The sequence below is a fragment of the Rhizobium sp. Root708 genome, from assembly GCF_001429725.1.
Taxonomy (GTDB): Bacteria; Pseudomonadota; Alphaproteobacteria; order Rhizobiales; family Rhizobiaceae; genus Rhizobium.
Map to the genome: position 1 here is coordinate 303,793 of NZ_LMHV01000043.1, position 13,178 is coordinate 316,970.

Here is a 13,178-nt window from a genome sequence, read left to right on the forward strand (position 1 = left end):
GTTGTCGACTATTGTTAAAATGCTATTCATCAATGAGGCTGGAAAGGTCATTCTTCTGGGCAAATTTCGCCATATTCGGGAGGTTATCTGTGCGCAATTGGATGTTTGAGTCGTGTCTTCGAAGGAATACCCGCATGCGCTTCGTGATAGCTACGCTTTTGGCAACAGCGAGTTTTTTGTCGCCTATCAATGGCTTTGCCGAGAGCGCCGATGTCGAGGCGACGATCAAGAATGTCGACATGACCAATCTCAGCCTGACGCTGGATGACGGCAAGACCTATCAGGCATCGGAGGAGTTCAACTTCGACGGGCTGAAGGCCGGCGTGAAGGTTATCGTCTTCTACACCGAAGTCGACGGAAAACGCGTCATCAACGACCTCGATATCGTCCAGTAAGGGCCGACTAGATCCAGTCGATCAGCCCCTTGTCGCGGTCGATCTTCAAGACGCGGTCCTGAGGAATTTCGCCTTCGGCGGCTTCGGCCTTGGGGCGGTGCGCGATCGTCCTGAACAGGCTGCGGATCACTCCCCCATGCGTCACGCAGACGGTCGGAACCTCGACCGCGTTCAGCCAGGACGCCACCCGCCAGGACATGATTTCGTAGCTTTCCGCATCGTCGCCGGGCGGAATGAAATCCCATTTGTTGAGATTGCGTTCGACAACGCGCTCCCGCGAAGTCGCCTTCAGTTCCTTGATTGTGGAACCTTCCCAATCGCCGAAGGAGACTTCGACGAGGCGCTCATCCGTTCGGTAGTCTTTTGGCGGCAGCCCCATGGCGTCGCGCATGATTTCCATGGTCGCGCGGGTGCGTCCAAGCGGGCTTGCGATGAAATCGAAGGGGATCGCCTCGACCTTCAGGATATCGGCCAGGTTGAGACCGTTCTGTCGCGCCTGCTCGCGACCTATGGCGTTCAGCGGGATATCCTTCTGCCCCTGCAGGCGGCGTTCCGCGTTCCAGTCGGTCTGGCCGTGTCTGACGACATAAATAAGCAATGGTGGCTCCGTTAAGCACACAACCCCCGCTCGCTGTCGCGAAAGCGGGGGTCGCGAACACTACGCAGCAGAAGACTGCGATCAGTCCTTTATGACGGAAATATCAGGCGCGTCCACAGCCTTCATGCCGATGACATGGTAGCCGCTGTCGGCATGGTGCACTTCGCCGGTGACGGAGCGCGACAGATCCGAGAGCATGTAAAGGCCGACATCGCCGACTTCCTCGATGGTCACGGTACGGCGCAGCGGCGCGTTGTACTCGTTCCACTTGAGGATGTAGCGGAAGTCGCCGATGCCCGAAGCAGCAAGCGTCTTGATCGGACCGGCGGAAATCGCGTTGACGCGAATGTTCTTCGGTCCGAGGTCGACGGCAAGATACTTCACGCTCGCTTCGAGTGCAGCCTTGGCAACGCCCATGACGTTGTAGTTCGGCATGACCTTTTCTGCGCCATAGTAGGTCAGCGTCAGGATTGATCCGCCGTCGGTCATCAGCTTTTCCGCGCGACGCGCAACTGACGTCAGCGAATAGACCGAAATCTGCATCGTTTTGGCGAAGTTGTCAGCCGAGGTATCGACGTAGCGGCCGGTCAGCTCGTCCTTGTCGGAGAAGCCGATGGCGTGGACGACGAAGTCGATCTTGCCCCAGGTCTTTTCGATGTGCTCGAAAACCGCGTCGATCGATGCTTCGTCGGCGACATCACAGTGACCTGCGAGGATTCCGCCGAGTTCCGCAGCCAGCGGCTCGACGCGCTTCTTGAGTGCATCGCCCTGATACGTAAAGGCAACTTCACCACCGTGCGCATGAATAGCTTTGGCAATACCCCACGCAATCGAACGATTGTTGGCAACGCCCATGATGACGCCGCGTTTGCCTGACATGAGGCCTGATGCCTGAGCCATATTTCGCCCCCTAAGTAAATTGATCGGTCCTGCCTATGGCATAGGCTGCTAATCGGTTCAAGATTGGCAGCAATCATCAACTGTTAGGGATCGTAACAAAGGGTGCTCTTGTCACCAAAATTTCACAAAAACAGCCCGTTCTTCATGCTTCGCATCAGATCGGTAACCTTATCGTCCGGCTTTTCCCACAGGATTATTCGCAGTTCGACCACTAGGTCACCCCGTCCACCGGCGCCATCGGCCAGTCCCTGACCGGCGAGACGGATGGTCTTGTCCGAGCCGGACCATGCGGGAACCGTGATCTTGATCGGGCCGTTCGGCCCCTCGATCTCGGCATCGGTCCCGAGAACCGCATTCTCGATCGTGACCGGCAGAACGGCGTGAAGATCGAACCCGTCAACCTTGAAGCGTGCATCGGGCGCGATGTGGACATTGACCAGCGCGTCGCCGCGCTGCATGCCCGTGAGCTTGTGCCCCTGGCCCTTCAACCGCACCTGATGGCCCTCGGTTGTGCCAGCTGCCAACGCAAAGCCGACTTCCCGGCCTTCGCCGAGATCGACAAGAGTCCAACTGCCCTTGAGGATATCGTCGACGGTCACAGTCGCCGTCGCGATCAGGTCGGGCACTTTTTCAGGCGCGGGTGTCGCGGTGCCGGTAAAGCGGCGAACGAGCGACGTCAGAAGGCTGAGCGGCTGCAGGATGGAGGCGGTTGCCGCGTCCTCCGCCGTCGTTTCGGTGTCGGTCTTGGCGGGATCTGGTTGCTTGTCCGCGCCAGGCTCCGTCTCGGCCCTCTTCGAGGAGGCGGCGTAAGCGGTGCGGCTTCCGCCACCTGCGGCGCGTGCCTGTGCACCGAAAATCCGCTCGATCATTTCTTCAGCGGGCTCGGCAGCACCGGTCTGCTGCTGTTTGGCGGTGTCCGCGGCTGCCTTCTGCGCTGCGGCGCGGGCAAGCTCTTCCATCACGCGTTCCGCGTTTTCCTGCGCTGCCTTGGCGCGTACGGCGGCTTCGCGAGCGGCCTGCCGCTGCTGCATGATGGTGTTTTCTTTGCTCTTGGCCTCGGCCATCCGGGCAGCGTTGTCGAAAAGGCTGCGCTTCTTTGGATCCTTGAGCGTTTCATAGGCGCGACCGACCTCGGCGAAGCGGGCGCTTGCCGTCGGGTCCCCCTGATTGTGATCAGGGTGCACGGCCTTGGCCATATTGCGCCAAGCCGATTTGATCTCATCCTGCCCCGCGTCTCGCTTGACGCCCAAGATCTTATAAGGATCGCGCATGTTTCAACCGCCGGTATCCGATGCGGCGTGCCGTCCTCTGTCCGCACGCTCGCAAGCCCACAACTCATCTGGTGCGCCCGCCCCGGTTTTCCCAGCCGGGATGAGCGCATTTGATGGTTGGATCGTCCGGTAAAGTTGCTAATCAGTCCTTATTTCGCGCTTGTTCATTCAGCGGTTTCGCGCCGAATGGTTAGCCTTTTGCTAAATCTTGAACAATATCGCCCCGCGCTCCCGGGAAACGGCAGCAATCAGCTTTCCGGCTGGAAGCTCAGCAGCTGCCAGTTGCCGCCGCCGACGAGGCATGTCCTGCCGTAGAAATTGGCGATCCCGACATAGGAATGGCGTGTCGTGCGAAATTGCCGGCAGACCTGTCCGGAATCGCTGTTCTCGACGATCGTGTCGATGACCCCGGCGCTGCCGGTGGATGCGTTCGCCCAGGGAAGCGGGCGCCCCTCAAGCTTCTGGATGTCGGCGGAGGTGACGGCGTTGCCGACTGTCATCTCGTCCGAAAGGGAATCGCTCGTGGGCGAGGGCTGCGCAACGGTGCCCGTCGCGACCGATCGATCGACCTTGGAGCTGCTGAACATGTCCAGTCCGCCGGCCATGCAGCCGGGCAGAGAGAGCATCGCCAGACCGACAATGCAGAAGGCCGCGCATTGACGCAGCAGACCCTTTGTATGACGATCTGACTTTGCTATGACTTCCACCCTGTGTCCTGTCCAGATGCGTAGAGCTGGGCAAATTTCGAATAAACCCGGGGAATTTGAGTTAATATGTCGGCAAATGAGTTAATAAGCGGTGACTTCACGGAGCGAAACGAGCCGTTCGATCTTTTCGCCGATTGGCTGAAGGAAGCCGAGGCGTCCGAGGTCAATGACCCCAATGCGGTAGCGCTTGCGACGGTCGACGAGGACGGCCTTCCCAATGTCCGCATGGTTCTCCTTAAGGGATTCGATCAAGACGGTTTTGTCTTCTACACGAATTTCGAGAGCCAGAAAGGTCGCGAAATCTTGGGGCAGAAAAAAGCTGCCATGTGTTTCCACTGGAAGACGCTGCGCAGGCAGGTTCGCCTGCGCGGGCCTGTGGAAATCGTCAGTGACGAGGAAGCCGACGCCTACTACAAGACGCGTGCCCGCGGCAGCCGTATCGGCGCCTGGGCGTCAAAACAGTCCCGCCCGCTGGAAAGCCGATTCGCGCTGGAGAAGGCCGTGGCCGAATACACGGCGCGCTATGCCGTCGGTGAGATACCCCGTCCGGCCCACTGGTCGGGCTTCCGGATCCGCCCGGTCTCGATCGAGTTCTGGAAGGATCAGAAGTTTCGCCTGCACGATCGCGTCGAGTTCCGCCGGACGTCGCCTGATGGCGATTGGGGGAAAGTGCGGATGTACCCCTGAGGTCACCGGATGCTGCGTCAGGTCCGCATCAGCATCAGCGGGATCCCTGACGCCAGGCCGGAGACATAGCGCGGCTTCTGGTAGAGGCCGTTGAGCGACAACCTTGGCAGGTAGGTCACGGCTTCCAGCGACCGCTGCGTGACCACTCCCGGCTGTGTGGTGACGGCTAGCGAGAAACCAAGGTCGCGGGCGATCTCCGCCTGCCGTCTGGTGACCGCTTCGCGCGTACCGTAGGGATAGGCGAAGCTCTGCGGTTGTTTCCCGGTGATCGCCTCGACATAATCGGCCGACGCCCGCATCTCATCGAAGGCGTCGCGGTCCGATAGGCGAGCCATGGCGCGATGGCTGACGGTATGCGCGCCCAGCGATGCAAGCGGGCTTGCCTCCAGCAGATTGAATTCCGAAGGGCTCATGACGAGATCGTCGACGATGTCGGTCGGATCGAGTTCATGCGCGCGGGCGGCGGCGTCGATCGCTTCGACGGCTTCGGTCTCGTCGGTGCCATGAAGATAGGACGCAAATCGCGCGAAGGCGCGGCTCTTTGCGAGCGGCGTTTCGAGGTCGATCGTCTCATGGCCGCGACCGAAATCGAAGCTCAGCCGCTCCTCCTTGCGCAAAAGCCTTGCCAGCGTTTCCCACCAGATGGTGTGGGTCCGTTCTGCTAGCCCTTTGGCGACGAAAACGGTGAACGGCGCTTCGTGGCGTTCGAAGATCGGCAAGGCGTAAACGAGATTGTTGCGATAACCGTCGTCGAGCGTGAACGCCGCGAATGGTGCGCCCTTCGGATCGTTTTCGGATAGCAGCGCCGGCACATCGGCCAGCGGCACGAACCGATAGCCATCCCGTTTCAACCGTGTCAGAACGGTATCGAGAAACTGCGGCGTGATCTCCAGATGCGCGTTCGGTTCGAACGGGTGTTCGTCGCGAGGGCGGACGTGATGCAGCGTGAAGATCGCGCCGCGCCCGCGCGCCTTGCGCATCAGGCCGGTCGCGCGGAGCAGGTTAGCGGCTTCAAGGCCGCCCGCAATGGCGATTCGTTTCGCAAGCGCTTTGGCGTTTGCCATCCTGTCACCCGGCTCTCGGTTTCGTTGGGCGGCGACGTTAGCCAATCGAGGGTTAAGTCTTGCTGAACGACCAGATTTCGGATCGATGATTTACGGTTTTTTCACTATGAAGGATAAAACTTGACAAAAATGGTATCAGTTGCCGCAAAGTCGCGCCACATTTGCGGCTTCTGTAGCGGAACGGGACAATACGGAATGACTGGGTCATTCGTTCTTTGAGGGGAAGTGCATGAGAAAGCTGTTAGCCGCGTTTATGACCGCGACGCTCGTCGTTGCGGCGCCTTTGACGGCGATGGCGGGCAGCGCCTCCCTGATCCTCGATGCAAGAACCGGCAAGGTGCTGACGGCCGAGAACGCCGACGTGCTGAACCATCCGGCATCGCTGACGAAGATGATGACCATCTACATGGCCTTCGAGGCGGTCAATCGCGGCAAGATGAGCTGGAACACGCCGATCGTGATGTCGAAATACGCGGCCTCCCGTCCGCCGACCAAGCTTGGCGTGCGCGCCGGTGAAACCATCACGGTTCGTGAGGCTGTCCTCGGCATGATCACCAAATCGGCCAATGACGCCGCTGCCGCAATGGGCGAGAAGCTCGGCGGCTCGGAAAGCAATTTTGCCCGCCTGATGACGCAAAGGGCACGCCAGCTCGGCATGAGCCGGACCACCTTTTACAACGCCTCCGGCCTGCCGGATGCCCGCCAGGTGACGACGGCACGTGACATGTCCACGCTCGCGATTGCGCTGATGAGGAACTATCCGTCCGAGTACCGGATGTTTTCGACGGCGAGCTTCAATTTCCGCGGACGCACCATTCGCGGCCATAACAATCTGATGTACCGCTATCAGGGCATGGACGGCATCAAGACCGGCTATACCAATGCGTCCGGCTTCAATCTCGTCAGCGCCGTGAAGGATGGCAACCGCCGTGTCGTCGGCGTCGTGCTCGGTGGCCGCACGGCCCGGAGCCGCGACGACAAGATGGCCGGGCTCCTCGATAAGTATCTCGGTCGCGCGTCCTCGTCGGGGGGCGCGAAGCTCGTCGCCAGCGTCAACGGCCGCCCGCCGGTCGAAGTCGCGTCCGCTGCCGACGACAGAGACCTGCCGATCCCCGCTTCGGCGCCTCGCGTCGCGGATGTGGCTCCCAACGCACCAGATATCGCCCGCAGCGAACTTTCGCCCCAGGCGCTCGGCTATCTCGGCGATACCGTGCCTCAGGAGCGTCCGTCGGCGCTGGACGCCGTGACACCCGCAGCCAAGCTCACCACATCAGCCAAGCTCGCGCCGGCGGCGAAATCGCTCGGCGCGGTTGCCTCGACCGGCGACTGGCAGATCCAGATTTCGGCCGCCCCAAGCGACGAGGCCGCCCGCGCGCTGCTCGCCCAGGCCAAGTCAGAAGGTGGCGCTGCGCTGAAGTCTGCCAATCCCTACACAGAGGCCGTCGGCAAGGGCGCCAACAAGATTTACCGCGCACGCTTCGTCGGCTTCCAGACCCGCGAGGCCGCGACATCCGCTTGCGATGCCCTGAGGCAGCGCTCCTACGATTGCATGCTTCTGCCTGATCACGGCTGATCGGACTGGACATACCGCGGGAATCGTCGTTCTCCTGAGTACGAAAGGAGAACGAAATGCTGCATGAACTTTCCGACAAATTCGAGGATGCGTCCCGCGCCTATGCGCGGGCGAACGGCATAGAGCGCGATCCCGACTGGTTTCTTCTGAAGCTGCAGGAAGAGATGGGGGAGCTTACCCAGGCCTGGAACCGCATTCGTGGTCGCGGCCGGCGCAAGGGGCGATCAGACGAGGAACTGTCGCGTGATCTTGCCGATGAAACCGCCGATGTGCTCGGCCATATCCTGCTGTTTGCGCATCAGAACGGGCTCGATCTTGCCGCCGCGGTCAAACGGAAATGGCTATTCTCGCCCGATGACGATCAGGATGCCGAAAGCGTGCGACGATAGAACTTGCTGTCGACGGCCATGACGGGAAAGGCCGAGGGGAGGGTGTCCTTCCGGACTTCGGAGAACCCGTTCTTCTCATAGAAGCGGTGCGCGGCCAGAAACTTGTCGGTCGTTCCGAGATAGATTTCCCGAAGTCCCTGCGCCGTCGCGTGCAAGACAAGAGCGGAGAGAAGCGCGGCCGCAACGCCATACTCTCGCCCGCGAACGCCGGCGGCGACAAACATCTTGCGGAGCGCCGCCTGTCCGTCGCCGATGTCCTTCAGGCCGAGCGTGCCGACGATCTCGCCCTCACACAGCGCAACCCAGAACTGCCCCTTGCCGGATTGATAGAAATCGGGGATCGCCGCAAGGTCCGGCTGATCGGCCGCGCTGATGGAAATCCCGAATTCCTCCTGCTGGATCGGCAGGATCACCGAGATCACGCCGTCCCTGTCAGCGGGCTGGTAGGCTCGGACGGTGATCTCGTTCATCGTTATTGTCGCTTTACGCCTGCGTCCCGCCGACGGTCACCTGGTCCATTCTGAGGTGCGGCTGGCCGACGCCGACCGGAACCCACTGGCCCGCCTTGCCGCAGTTGCCGATGCCGGTGTCGAGCTTCATGTCGTTGCCGACCATCGAGACGCGCTTCATGGCCTCCGGGCCATTGCCGATCAGCATGGCGCCCTTGATCGGCGCACCGATCTTGCCGTTTTCGATCAGATAGGCCTCGGTGCAGCCGAACACGAACTTGCCGGATGTGATGTCGACCTGGCCGCCGCCGAACGAGACGGCGTAGATACCCTTCTTGACCGAGGAGATGATCTCCTCCGGCGTCTTGTCACCACCGAGCATATAGGTGTTGGTCATGCGCGGCATCGGCACATGCGCGTAGCCCTGCCGACGTCCGTTGCCCGTCGGTGCCATGCCCATCAGGCGCGCGTTCTGACGGTCCTGCATGTAGCCGACCAGCTTGCCCTTTTCGATCAACACGTTGTAGGCGGAAGGCGTGCCCTCGTCGTCGATGGTGATCGAGCCGCGACGGTTGTCTATCGTGCCGTCATCGACGACGGTGACGCCTGGTGCGGCCACCATCTGTCCAAGCAGTCCGGCGAATGCCGATGTTTTCTTGCGGTTGAAGTCGCCTTCCAGACCGTGGCCGACGGCTTCGTGCAGCATGACACCAGGCCAGCCGGCGCCGAGAACGACGTCCATCGTGCCGGCCGGCGCGTCGATCGCTTCAAGATTGACCAGTGCCTGCCGCAGCGCCTCGTCGGCGCCGTGCTGCCAGCTGCCTTCGCTAATGAAATCGCCGAAGCCGATGCGACCACCGCTGCCGTAGGAGCCCGATTCCTGCCGATCGCCTTCACCGACGACGACGGAAATGTTGATGCGCGTCATCGGGCGGATGTCGCGAACGCGGTGCCCATCGGCCCGCAGGATGTCCACGACCTGCCAGCTTGCCGCCACCGACGCGGTGACCTGACGAACCTTGTCGTCCTTGCCGCGCAGATAGGCGTCGATATCCTGCAGCACCTTGGCCTTGTGCTCGAACGTCGGAGAGCCGATCGGGTTGTCGTCGCCGTAGAACTTCTTGTTGGTACCTTGCGGCGCGGCGGCATAGCTTCCGGCGTAGCCGCGGGTCACCGCGCCGACGGCGTCAGCGGCGCGCTTGAGTGCTGCAACGGAGAGATCGCCCGCATGGGCGTAGCCAACCGCATCACCGGCGACGGCGCGCAGACCGAATCCCTGTTCGGTATTGAAGCTGCCGCCCTTCAGGCGTCCGTTATCGAACATCAGCGATTCCGCCTGGGAATGTTCGATGTAGAGCTCCCCGTCATCGGCGCCCGAAAGCGCCTCGGCAACGAGCGAGCGTACTTTCGCTTCGTCGGCATCGAAAAGCGTGAGGAGATCGGTATTCATGTCTTTATGCTCCGCTAAAGCAGGAATGCTTTCAGCCGATGTAGGTCCCGTGGACGGTTCGAGCAAGCCCCGAAAGTCGAGAGATCAGGCCCAGGATCAAGGGAGGGCGTCGTAGCCTTCGGCAAAGCCCTTGAGGTCGACGGGGATGCCGATGCCTTCCTCGGGCGTCTGGAAGACGATGAAGGTCGCACTGGCGCCGCTGCGGAAGGTCTTCAGCAGTTCGTCTTCAAGAACGACTTCCGCGTAGCAGCCGTCGGCGAAGCAGCGCACGAAGTAGGCGCGGCCGATATCCTTGCCGTCGACATTGAGGCCGAGGCCGTTCGGCAGCAGCACGCCGAGCGGGGCGAGAACGCGAAGAATCTTGGATTTGCGGTCAGCCGTCTTCAGGACGACGACCGACAAGCCGACTTCCGGACGGTCTTCGGCGATGACGTTCTGCATGAGCGCGCATTGCTCGGCCGATGCGCCCGCCGGCTTGTCGCACACCACGGACCAAGCGCCATGGTTCGATCTGACGTTGCCCGGAGCCTGTGGCTGCGTCTGTCCCGGTGTCGCCTGCGATGCCGGAGGTGTTGGCGAAGGCTGCGCCGGCGCGGGCTGCTGCGCAAATGCGGGAGCAGTCGTCGCGGCCGCAATGCACGCCGTCAGCAAGAATGGCCGTGCGAGGGAACGGAAACCCATGAAAACCTCTGCAGTTCGAATCAGTGGCGTTAAGTTGGGGCCCGTCGCTCGAAATGAAAAGCCCCGCTGGCTGAAAAGCCGGGGACTGCGGCGGAAATGGGACGTTTGGCCCGGAATGTTGTTTCCTTCAGCCAGTCCAAGCTCTACCTCTTCGCAGTGCAGCATTAAAACAGCGAATGTTTCGTTGCGCTTGAGGGAGGCATCTTCAAGCAAAAATGCCGCATAGACAAATGCTTTGGCCTGTTGCGGCGGATGCCAAACTGTGGTTTGAAGCGCAGAGATGGCAAGGATTCTGCGCGCATTTTACGCAGATCAGCGCTCGAGGGAGATTTTAACGTGATTAAGAAGGCTTATGCAGCTCTGACCGCGCTGGTCTGTCTGCTTTTTGCTTCCGGCAGTTATGCCGACCAGCCGATGCCGTGGCAGGCGACGTTGCAGCCGGCAGCCACGCCGATCATGCGGGACATTCATTGGTTCGAACAATATACCCTGTGGTTTATCGTTCCGATCACGCTCTTCGTACTGGTTCTTCTGATCGTCGTCTGTCTCAAGTTCCGCGCCGGCGCAAACCCGGTGCCTTCCAAGACGAGCCACAACACGCTGATCGAGATCGCCTGGACCGTGGGACCGGTTCTGGTGCTTCTCTTCCTCGCCGTGCCGTCGTTCAACCTGCTGACGGCGCAGCTGACGCTGCCCGAGAATCCTGACGTCACGATCAAGGCGACCGCGACGCAGTGGCAGTGGAATTACGAATATGAAGGCTCGGGCGAAAACCCACTCGCGTTCGATTCGTTCCTGCTCAAGGATGCCGATCGCGCAGCCGCCGGCAAGGAAGACAAGGCGATCTATCCGCGCCTCCTGACTGTCGACAACGAATTGGTTCTGCCTGTTAACAAGACGGTCCGCGTCCTCGTGACCGCGGCTCCGACCGACGTTATCCACGCATTCGCCATGCCGTCCTTCGGCGTGAAGATCGACGCTGTACCGGGTCGTCTGAACGAGACCTGGTTCCGTGCTGAGCGTGAGGGGCTCTTCTACGGCCAGTGTTCCGAACTCTGCGGCAAGGATCATGCGTTCATGCCGATCGCCATCCGCGTCGTCTCCGAGGACAAGTACAAGCAGTGGCTGACAGCGGCCGCCGCTGATCTGCCCGGAGCCTACAAGGCACTCATGGCTGCAACCGATGGTCCTGCAAAGACCACCGATGTTGCCGAAAACGTCGCACAGTAAGGGAAGAGGGAACGGGACTATGGCTGGACCTTCCGCACACGATCATTCGCATGATCACGATCACGGCGCACACGCCCATGATGATCATCACCATGACCACTCGCACAAGCCGAGCTTCATCAATCGCTGGTTCTTTTCGACGAACCACAAGGACATCGGCACGCTCTACCTGATCTTCGCGATCATCGCCGGCATCATCGGCGGCGCGCTCTCCGTTGCCATGCGCATGGAGCTGCAGGAGCCGGGTATCCAGATCTTCCACGGTCTGGCAGCCATGGTTTACGGCTATGAAGGCGATGCCGCCATCGATGGCGCCAAGCAGATGTTCAACATGTTCACCACGGCGCACGCGCTGATCATGATCTTCTTCATGGTCATGCCGGCGATGATCGGTGGCTTCGCCAACTGGATGGTGCCGATCATGATCGGTGCGCCTGACATGGCGTTCCCGCGTCTGAACAACATCTCCTTCTGGCTGATCGTTCCGGCTTTCCTTTTGCTCATCATGTCGATGTTCGTCGAAGGTCCTGCCGGCGCTTACGGCGCAGGTGGCGGCTGGACGATGTATCCGCCGCTGTCGAGCTCCGGTACGCCCGGTCCGGCTGTCGACCTTGCGATCTTCGCGCTCCACATTGCAGGTGCGTCCTCGATCCTCGGTGCGATCAATTTCATCACCACGATCCTGAACATGCGCGCTCCGGGCATGACGCTGCACAAGATGCCGCTGTTTGCCTGGTCGGTCTTGATCACCGCCTTCCTGCTCCTGCTGTCGCTTCCGGTTCTGGCCGGCGCCATCACCATGATGCTGACCGACCGCAACTTCGGTACGTCCTTCTTCGTACCGGAAGGCGGCGGCGACCCGATCCTCTACCAGCACCTGTTCTGGTTCTTCGGTCACCCGGAAGTCTACATCCTGATCCTGCCCGGCTTCGGCATCGTCAGCCACATCATCTCGACCTTCTCGAAGAAGCCGGTTTTCGGCTACCTCGGCATGGCCTACGCCATGGTCGCGATCGGTGCCGTCGGCTTCGTCGTCTGGGCACACCACATGTACACGGTCGGCCTGTCGCTCGATGCGCAGCGCTACTTCGTCTTCGCAACGATGGTCATCGCCGTTCCGACGGGCGTGAAGATCTTCTCCTGGATCGCGACGATGTGGGGTGGCTCGATCACCTTCCGCACGCCGATGGTCTGGGCGATCGGCTTCATCTTCCTGTTCACCGTCGGTGGTGTTACGGGCGTCCAGCTCGCCAACGCCGGCCTCGACCGTTCGCTGCATGACACCTACTACGTCGTGGCTCACTTCCACTACGTTCTGTCGCTCGGCGCCGTCTTCGCCATCTTCGCTGCCTGGTACTACTGGTTCCCGAAGATGACCGGCTACATGTACAACGAGTTCCTCGGCAAGGCGCACTTCTGGGTCATGTTCATCGGCGTCAACCTGGTGTTCTTCCCGCAGCACTTCCTCGGCCTCGCCGGCATGCCGCGCCGCTACATCGACTATCCGGATGCATTTGCCGGCTGGAACTACGTTTCCTCCATCGGCTCGTATATCTCGGCCTTCGCGGTTCTGATCTTCCTCGTCGGTGTCTTCGAAGCCTTCGCCAAGAAGCGCGTCGCTGGCGACAATCCCTGGGGTGAAGGTGCAACGACGCTGGAATGGCAGCTGTCTTCGCCGCCGCCATACCACCAGTGGGAACAGCTCCCGCGCATCAAGTAAGGTGCGAGCAATTGCGATCGCCGCATGTTAGAGTGCGGCGATCGCCTTCAAGTTTGCAGGACGA

At 60.9% G+C, this 13,178-nt stretch carries 14 protein-coding genes; 6 read left to right on the forward strand and 8 right to left on the reverse strand.

The window, feature by feature from the left end:
* Positions 1–134 precede the first annotated feature (134 nt).
* Positions 135–395 carry a DUF1344 domain-containing protein gene (locus tag ASE04_RS25765; RefSeq protein WP_056824765.1) on the forward strand — a complete coding sequence of 87 codons (261 nt, stop codon included), beginning with the start codon at positions 135–137 and terminating at the stop codon, positions 393–395.
* Positions 396–402: 7 nt separating this feature from the next.
* On the opposite strand, the gene ASE04_RS25770 is transcribed toward ASE04_RS25765, so the two are convergent.
* From ASE04_RS25770 to ASE04_RS25785, 4 genes are all read right to left on the reverse strand, one after another.
* Entirely contained in the window at positions 403–993 is a 591-nt protein-coding gene (locus ASE04_RS25770; RefSeq protein WP_056824770.1) for a histidine phosphatase family protein, read from the reverse strand.
* A gap of 81 nt (positions 994–1,074) precedes the next feature.
* Entirely contained in the window at positions 1,075–1,893 is an 819-nt protein-coding gene (gene fabI / locus ASE04_RS25775; RefSeq protein WP_056824773.1) for an enoyl-ACP reductase FabI, read from the reverse strand.
* 122 nt (positions 1,894–2,015) lie between these two features.
* Positions 2,016–3,164, reverse strand: coding sequence for a DnaJ C-terminal domain-containing protein (locus ASE04_RS25780; RefSeq protein WP_056824777.1), 1,149 nt, complete (start codon positions 3,162–3,164; stop codon positions 2,016–2,018).
* Positions 3,165–3,412: 248 nt separating this feature from the next.
* The gene (locus tag ASE04_RS25785; RefSeq protein WP_056824779.1) at positions 3,413–3,871 is read right to left on the reverse strand and encodes an RT0821/Lpp0805 family surface protein; all 459 of its coding nucleotides are present in this window, start codon (positions 3,869–3,871) and stop codon (positions 3,413–3,415) included.
* Between the two features lie 66 nt (positions 3,872–3,937).
* Here ASE04_RS25785 and pdxH point away from each other — a divergent pair, with 66 nt between their 5' ends.
* Complete coding sequence (gene pdxH / locus ASE04_RS25790; protein ID WP_056824782.1) at positions 3,938–4,558, forward strand: pyridoxamine 5'-phosphate oxidase; 621 nt, start codon at positions 3,938–3,940, stop codon at positions 4,556–4,558.
* A gap of 17 nt (positions 4,559–4,575) precedes the next feature.
* Here the strand turns inward: pdxH and ASE04_RS25795 are convergent, their stop codons facing one another.
* The gene (locus tag ASE04_RS25795; protein WP_056824785.1) at positions 4,576–5,622 is read right to left on the reverse strand and encodes a polysaccharide deacetylase family protein; all 1,047 of its coding nucleotides are present in this window, start codon (positions 5,620–5,622) and stop codon (positions 4,576–4,578) included.
* Positions 5,623–5,851: 229 nt separating this feature from the next.
* Here ASE04_RS25795 and ASE04_RS25800 point away from each other — a divergent pair, with 229 nt between their 5' ends.
* Together ASE04_RS25800 and ASE04_RS25805 are read left to right on the forward strand one after the other, a co-directional pair.
* Positions 5,852–7,195 carry a D-alanyl-D-alanine carboxypeptidase family protein gene (locus ASE04_RS25800; protein ID WP_056824787.1) on the forward strand — a complete coding sequence of 448 codons (1,344 nt, stop codon included), beginning with the start codon at positions 5,852–5,854 and terminating at the stop codon, positions 7,193–7,195.
* A 56-nt stretch (positions 7,196–7,251) separates the two neighbouring features.
* On the forward strand, positions 7,252–7,584 hold the full coding sequence (locus tag ASE04_RS25805) for a hypothetical protein (RefSeq protein WP_056824789.1): 333 nt from the start codon (positions 7,252–7,254) through the stop codon (positions 7,582–7,584).
* On the opposite strand, the gene ASE04_RS25810 is transcribed toward ASE04_RS25805, so the two are convergent.
* The 3 genes from ASE04_RS25810 to ASE04_RS25820 form a co-directional block, all read right to left on the reverse strand.
* A complete protein-coding gene (locus tag ASE04_RS25810) occupies positions 7,557–8,054 on the reverse strand; it encodes a GNAT family N-acetyltransferase (protein ID WP_056824791.1) in 498 nt (165 codons plus the stop codon). The genes ASE04_RS25805 and ASE04_RS25810 overlap by 28 nt on opposite strands.
* Positions 8,055–8,067: 13 nt before the next feature.
* Positions 8,068–9,483 carry a metalloprotease TldD gene (gene tldD / locus ASE04_RS25815; protein ID WP_056824794.1) on the reverse strand — a complete coding sequence of 472 codons (1,416 nt, stop codon included), beginning with the start codon at positions 9,481–9,483 and terminating at the stop codon, positions 8,068–8,070.
* A gap of 96 nt (positions 9,484–9,579) precedes the next feature.
* A complete protein-coding gene (locus ASE04_RS25820; RefSeq protein WP_056824795.1) occupies positions 9,580–10,164 on the reverse strand; it encodes an invasion associated locus B family protein in 585 nt (194 codons plus the stop codon).
* A 336-nt stretch (positions 10,165–10,500) separates the two neighbouring features.
* On the opposite strand from ASE04_RS25820, the gene coxB reads away from it, so the two are divergent.
* A complete protein-coding gene (gene coxB / locus ASE04_RS25825; RefSeq protein WP_056824800.1) occupies positions 10,501–11,394 on the forward strand; it encodes a cytochrome c oxidase subunit II in 894 nt (297 codons plus the stop codon).
* Positions 11,395–11,413: 19 nt separating this feature from the next.
* Complete coding sequence (ctaD, locus tag ASE04_RS25830; RefSeq protein WP_056824803.1) at positions 11,414–13,114, forward strand: cytochrome c oxidase subunit I; 1,701 nt, start codon at positions 11,414–11,416, stop codon at positions 13,112–13,114.
* Positions 13,115–13,178: the final 64 nt, after the last annotated feature.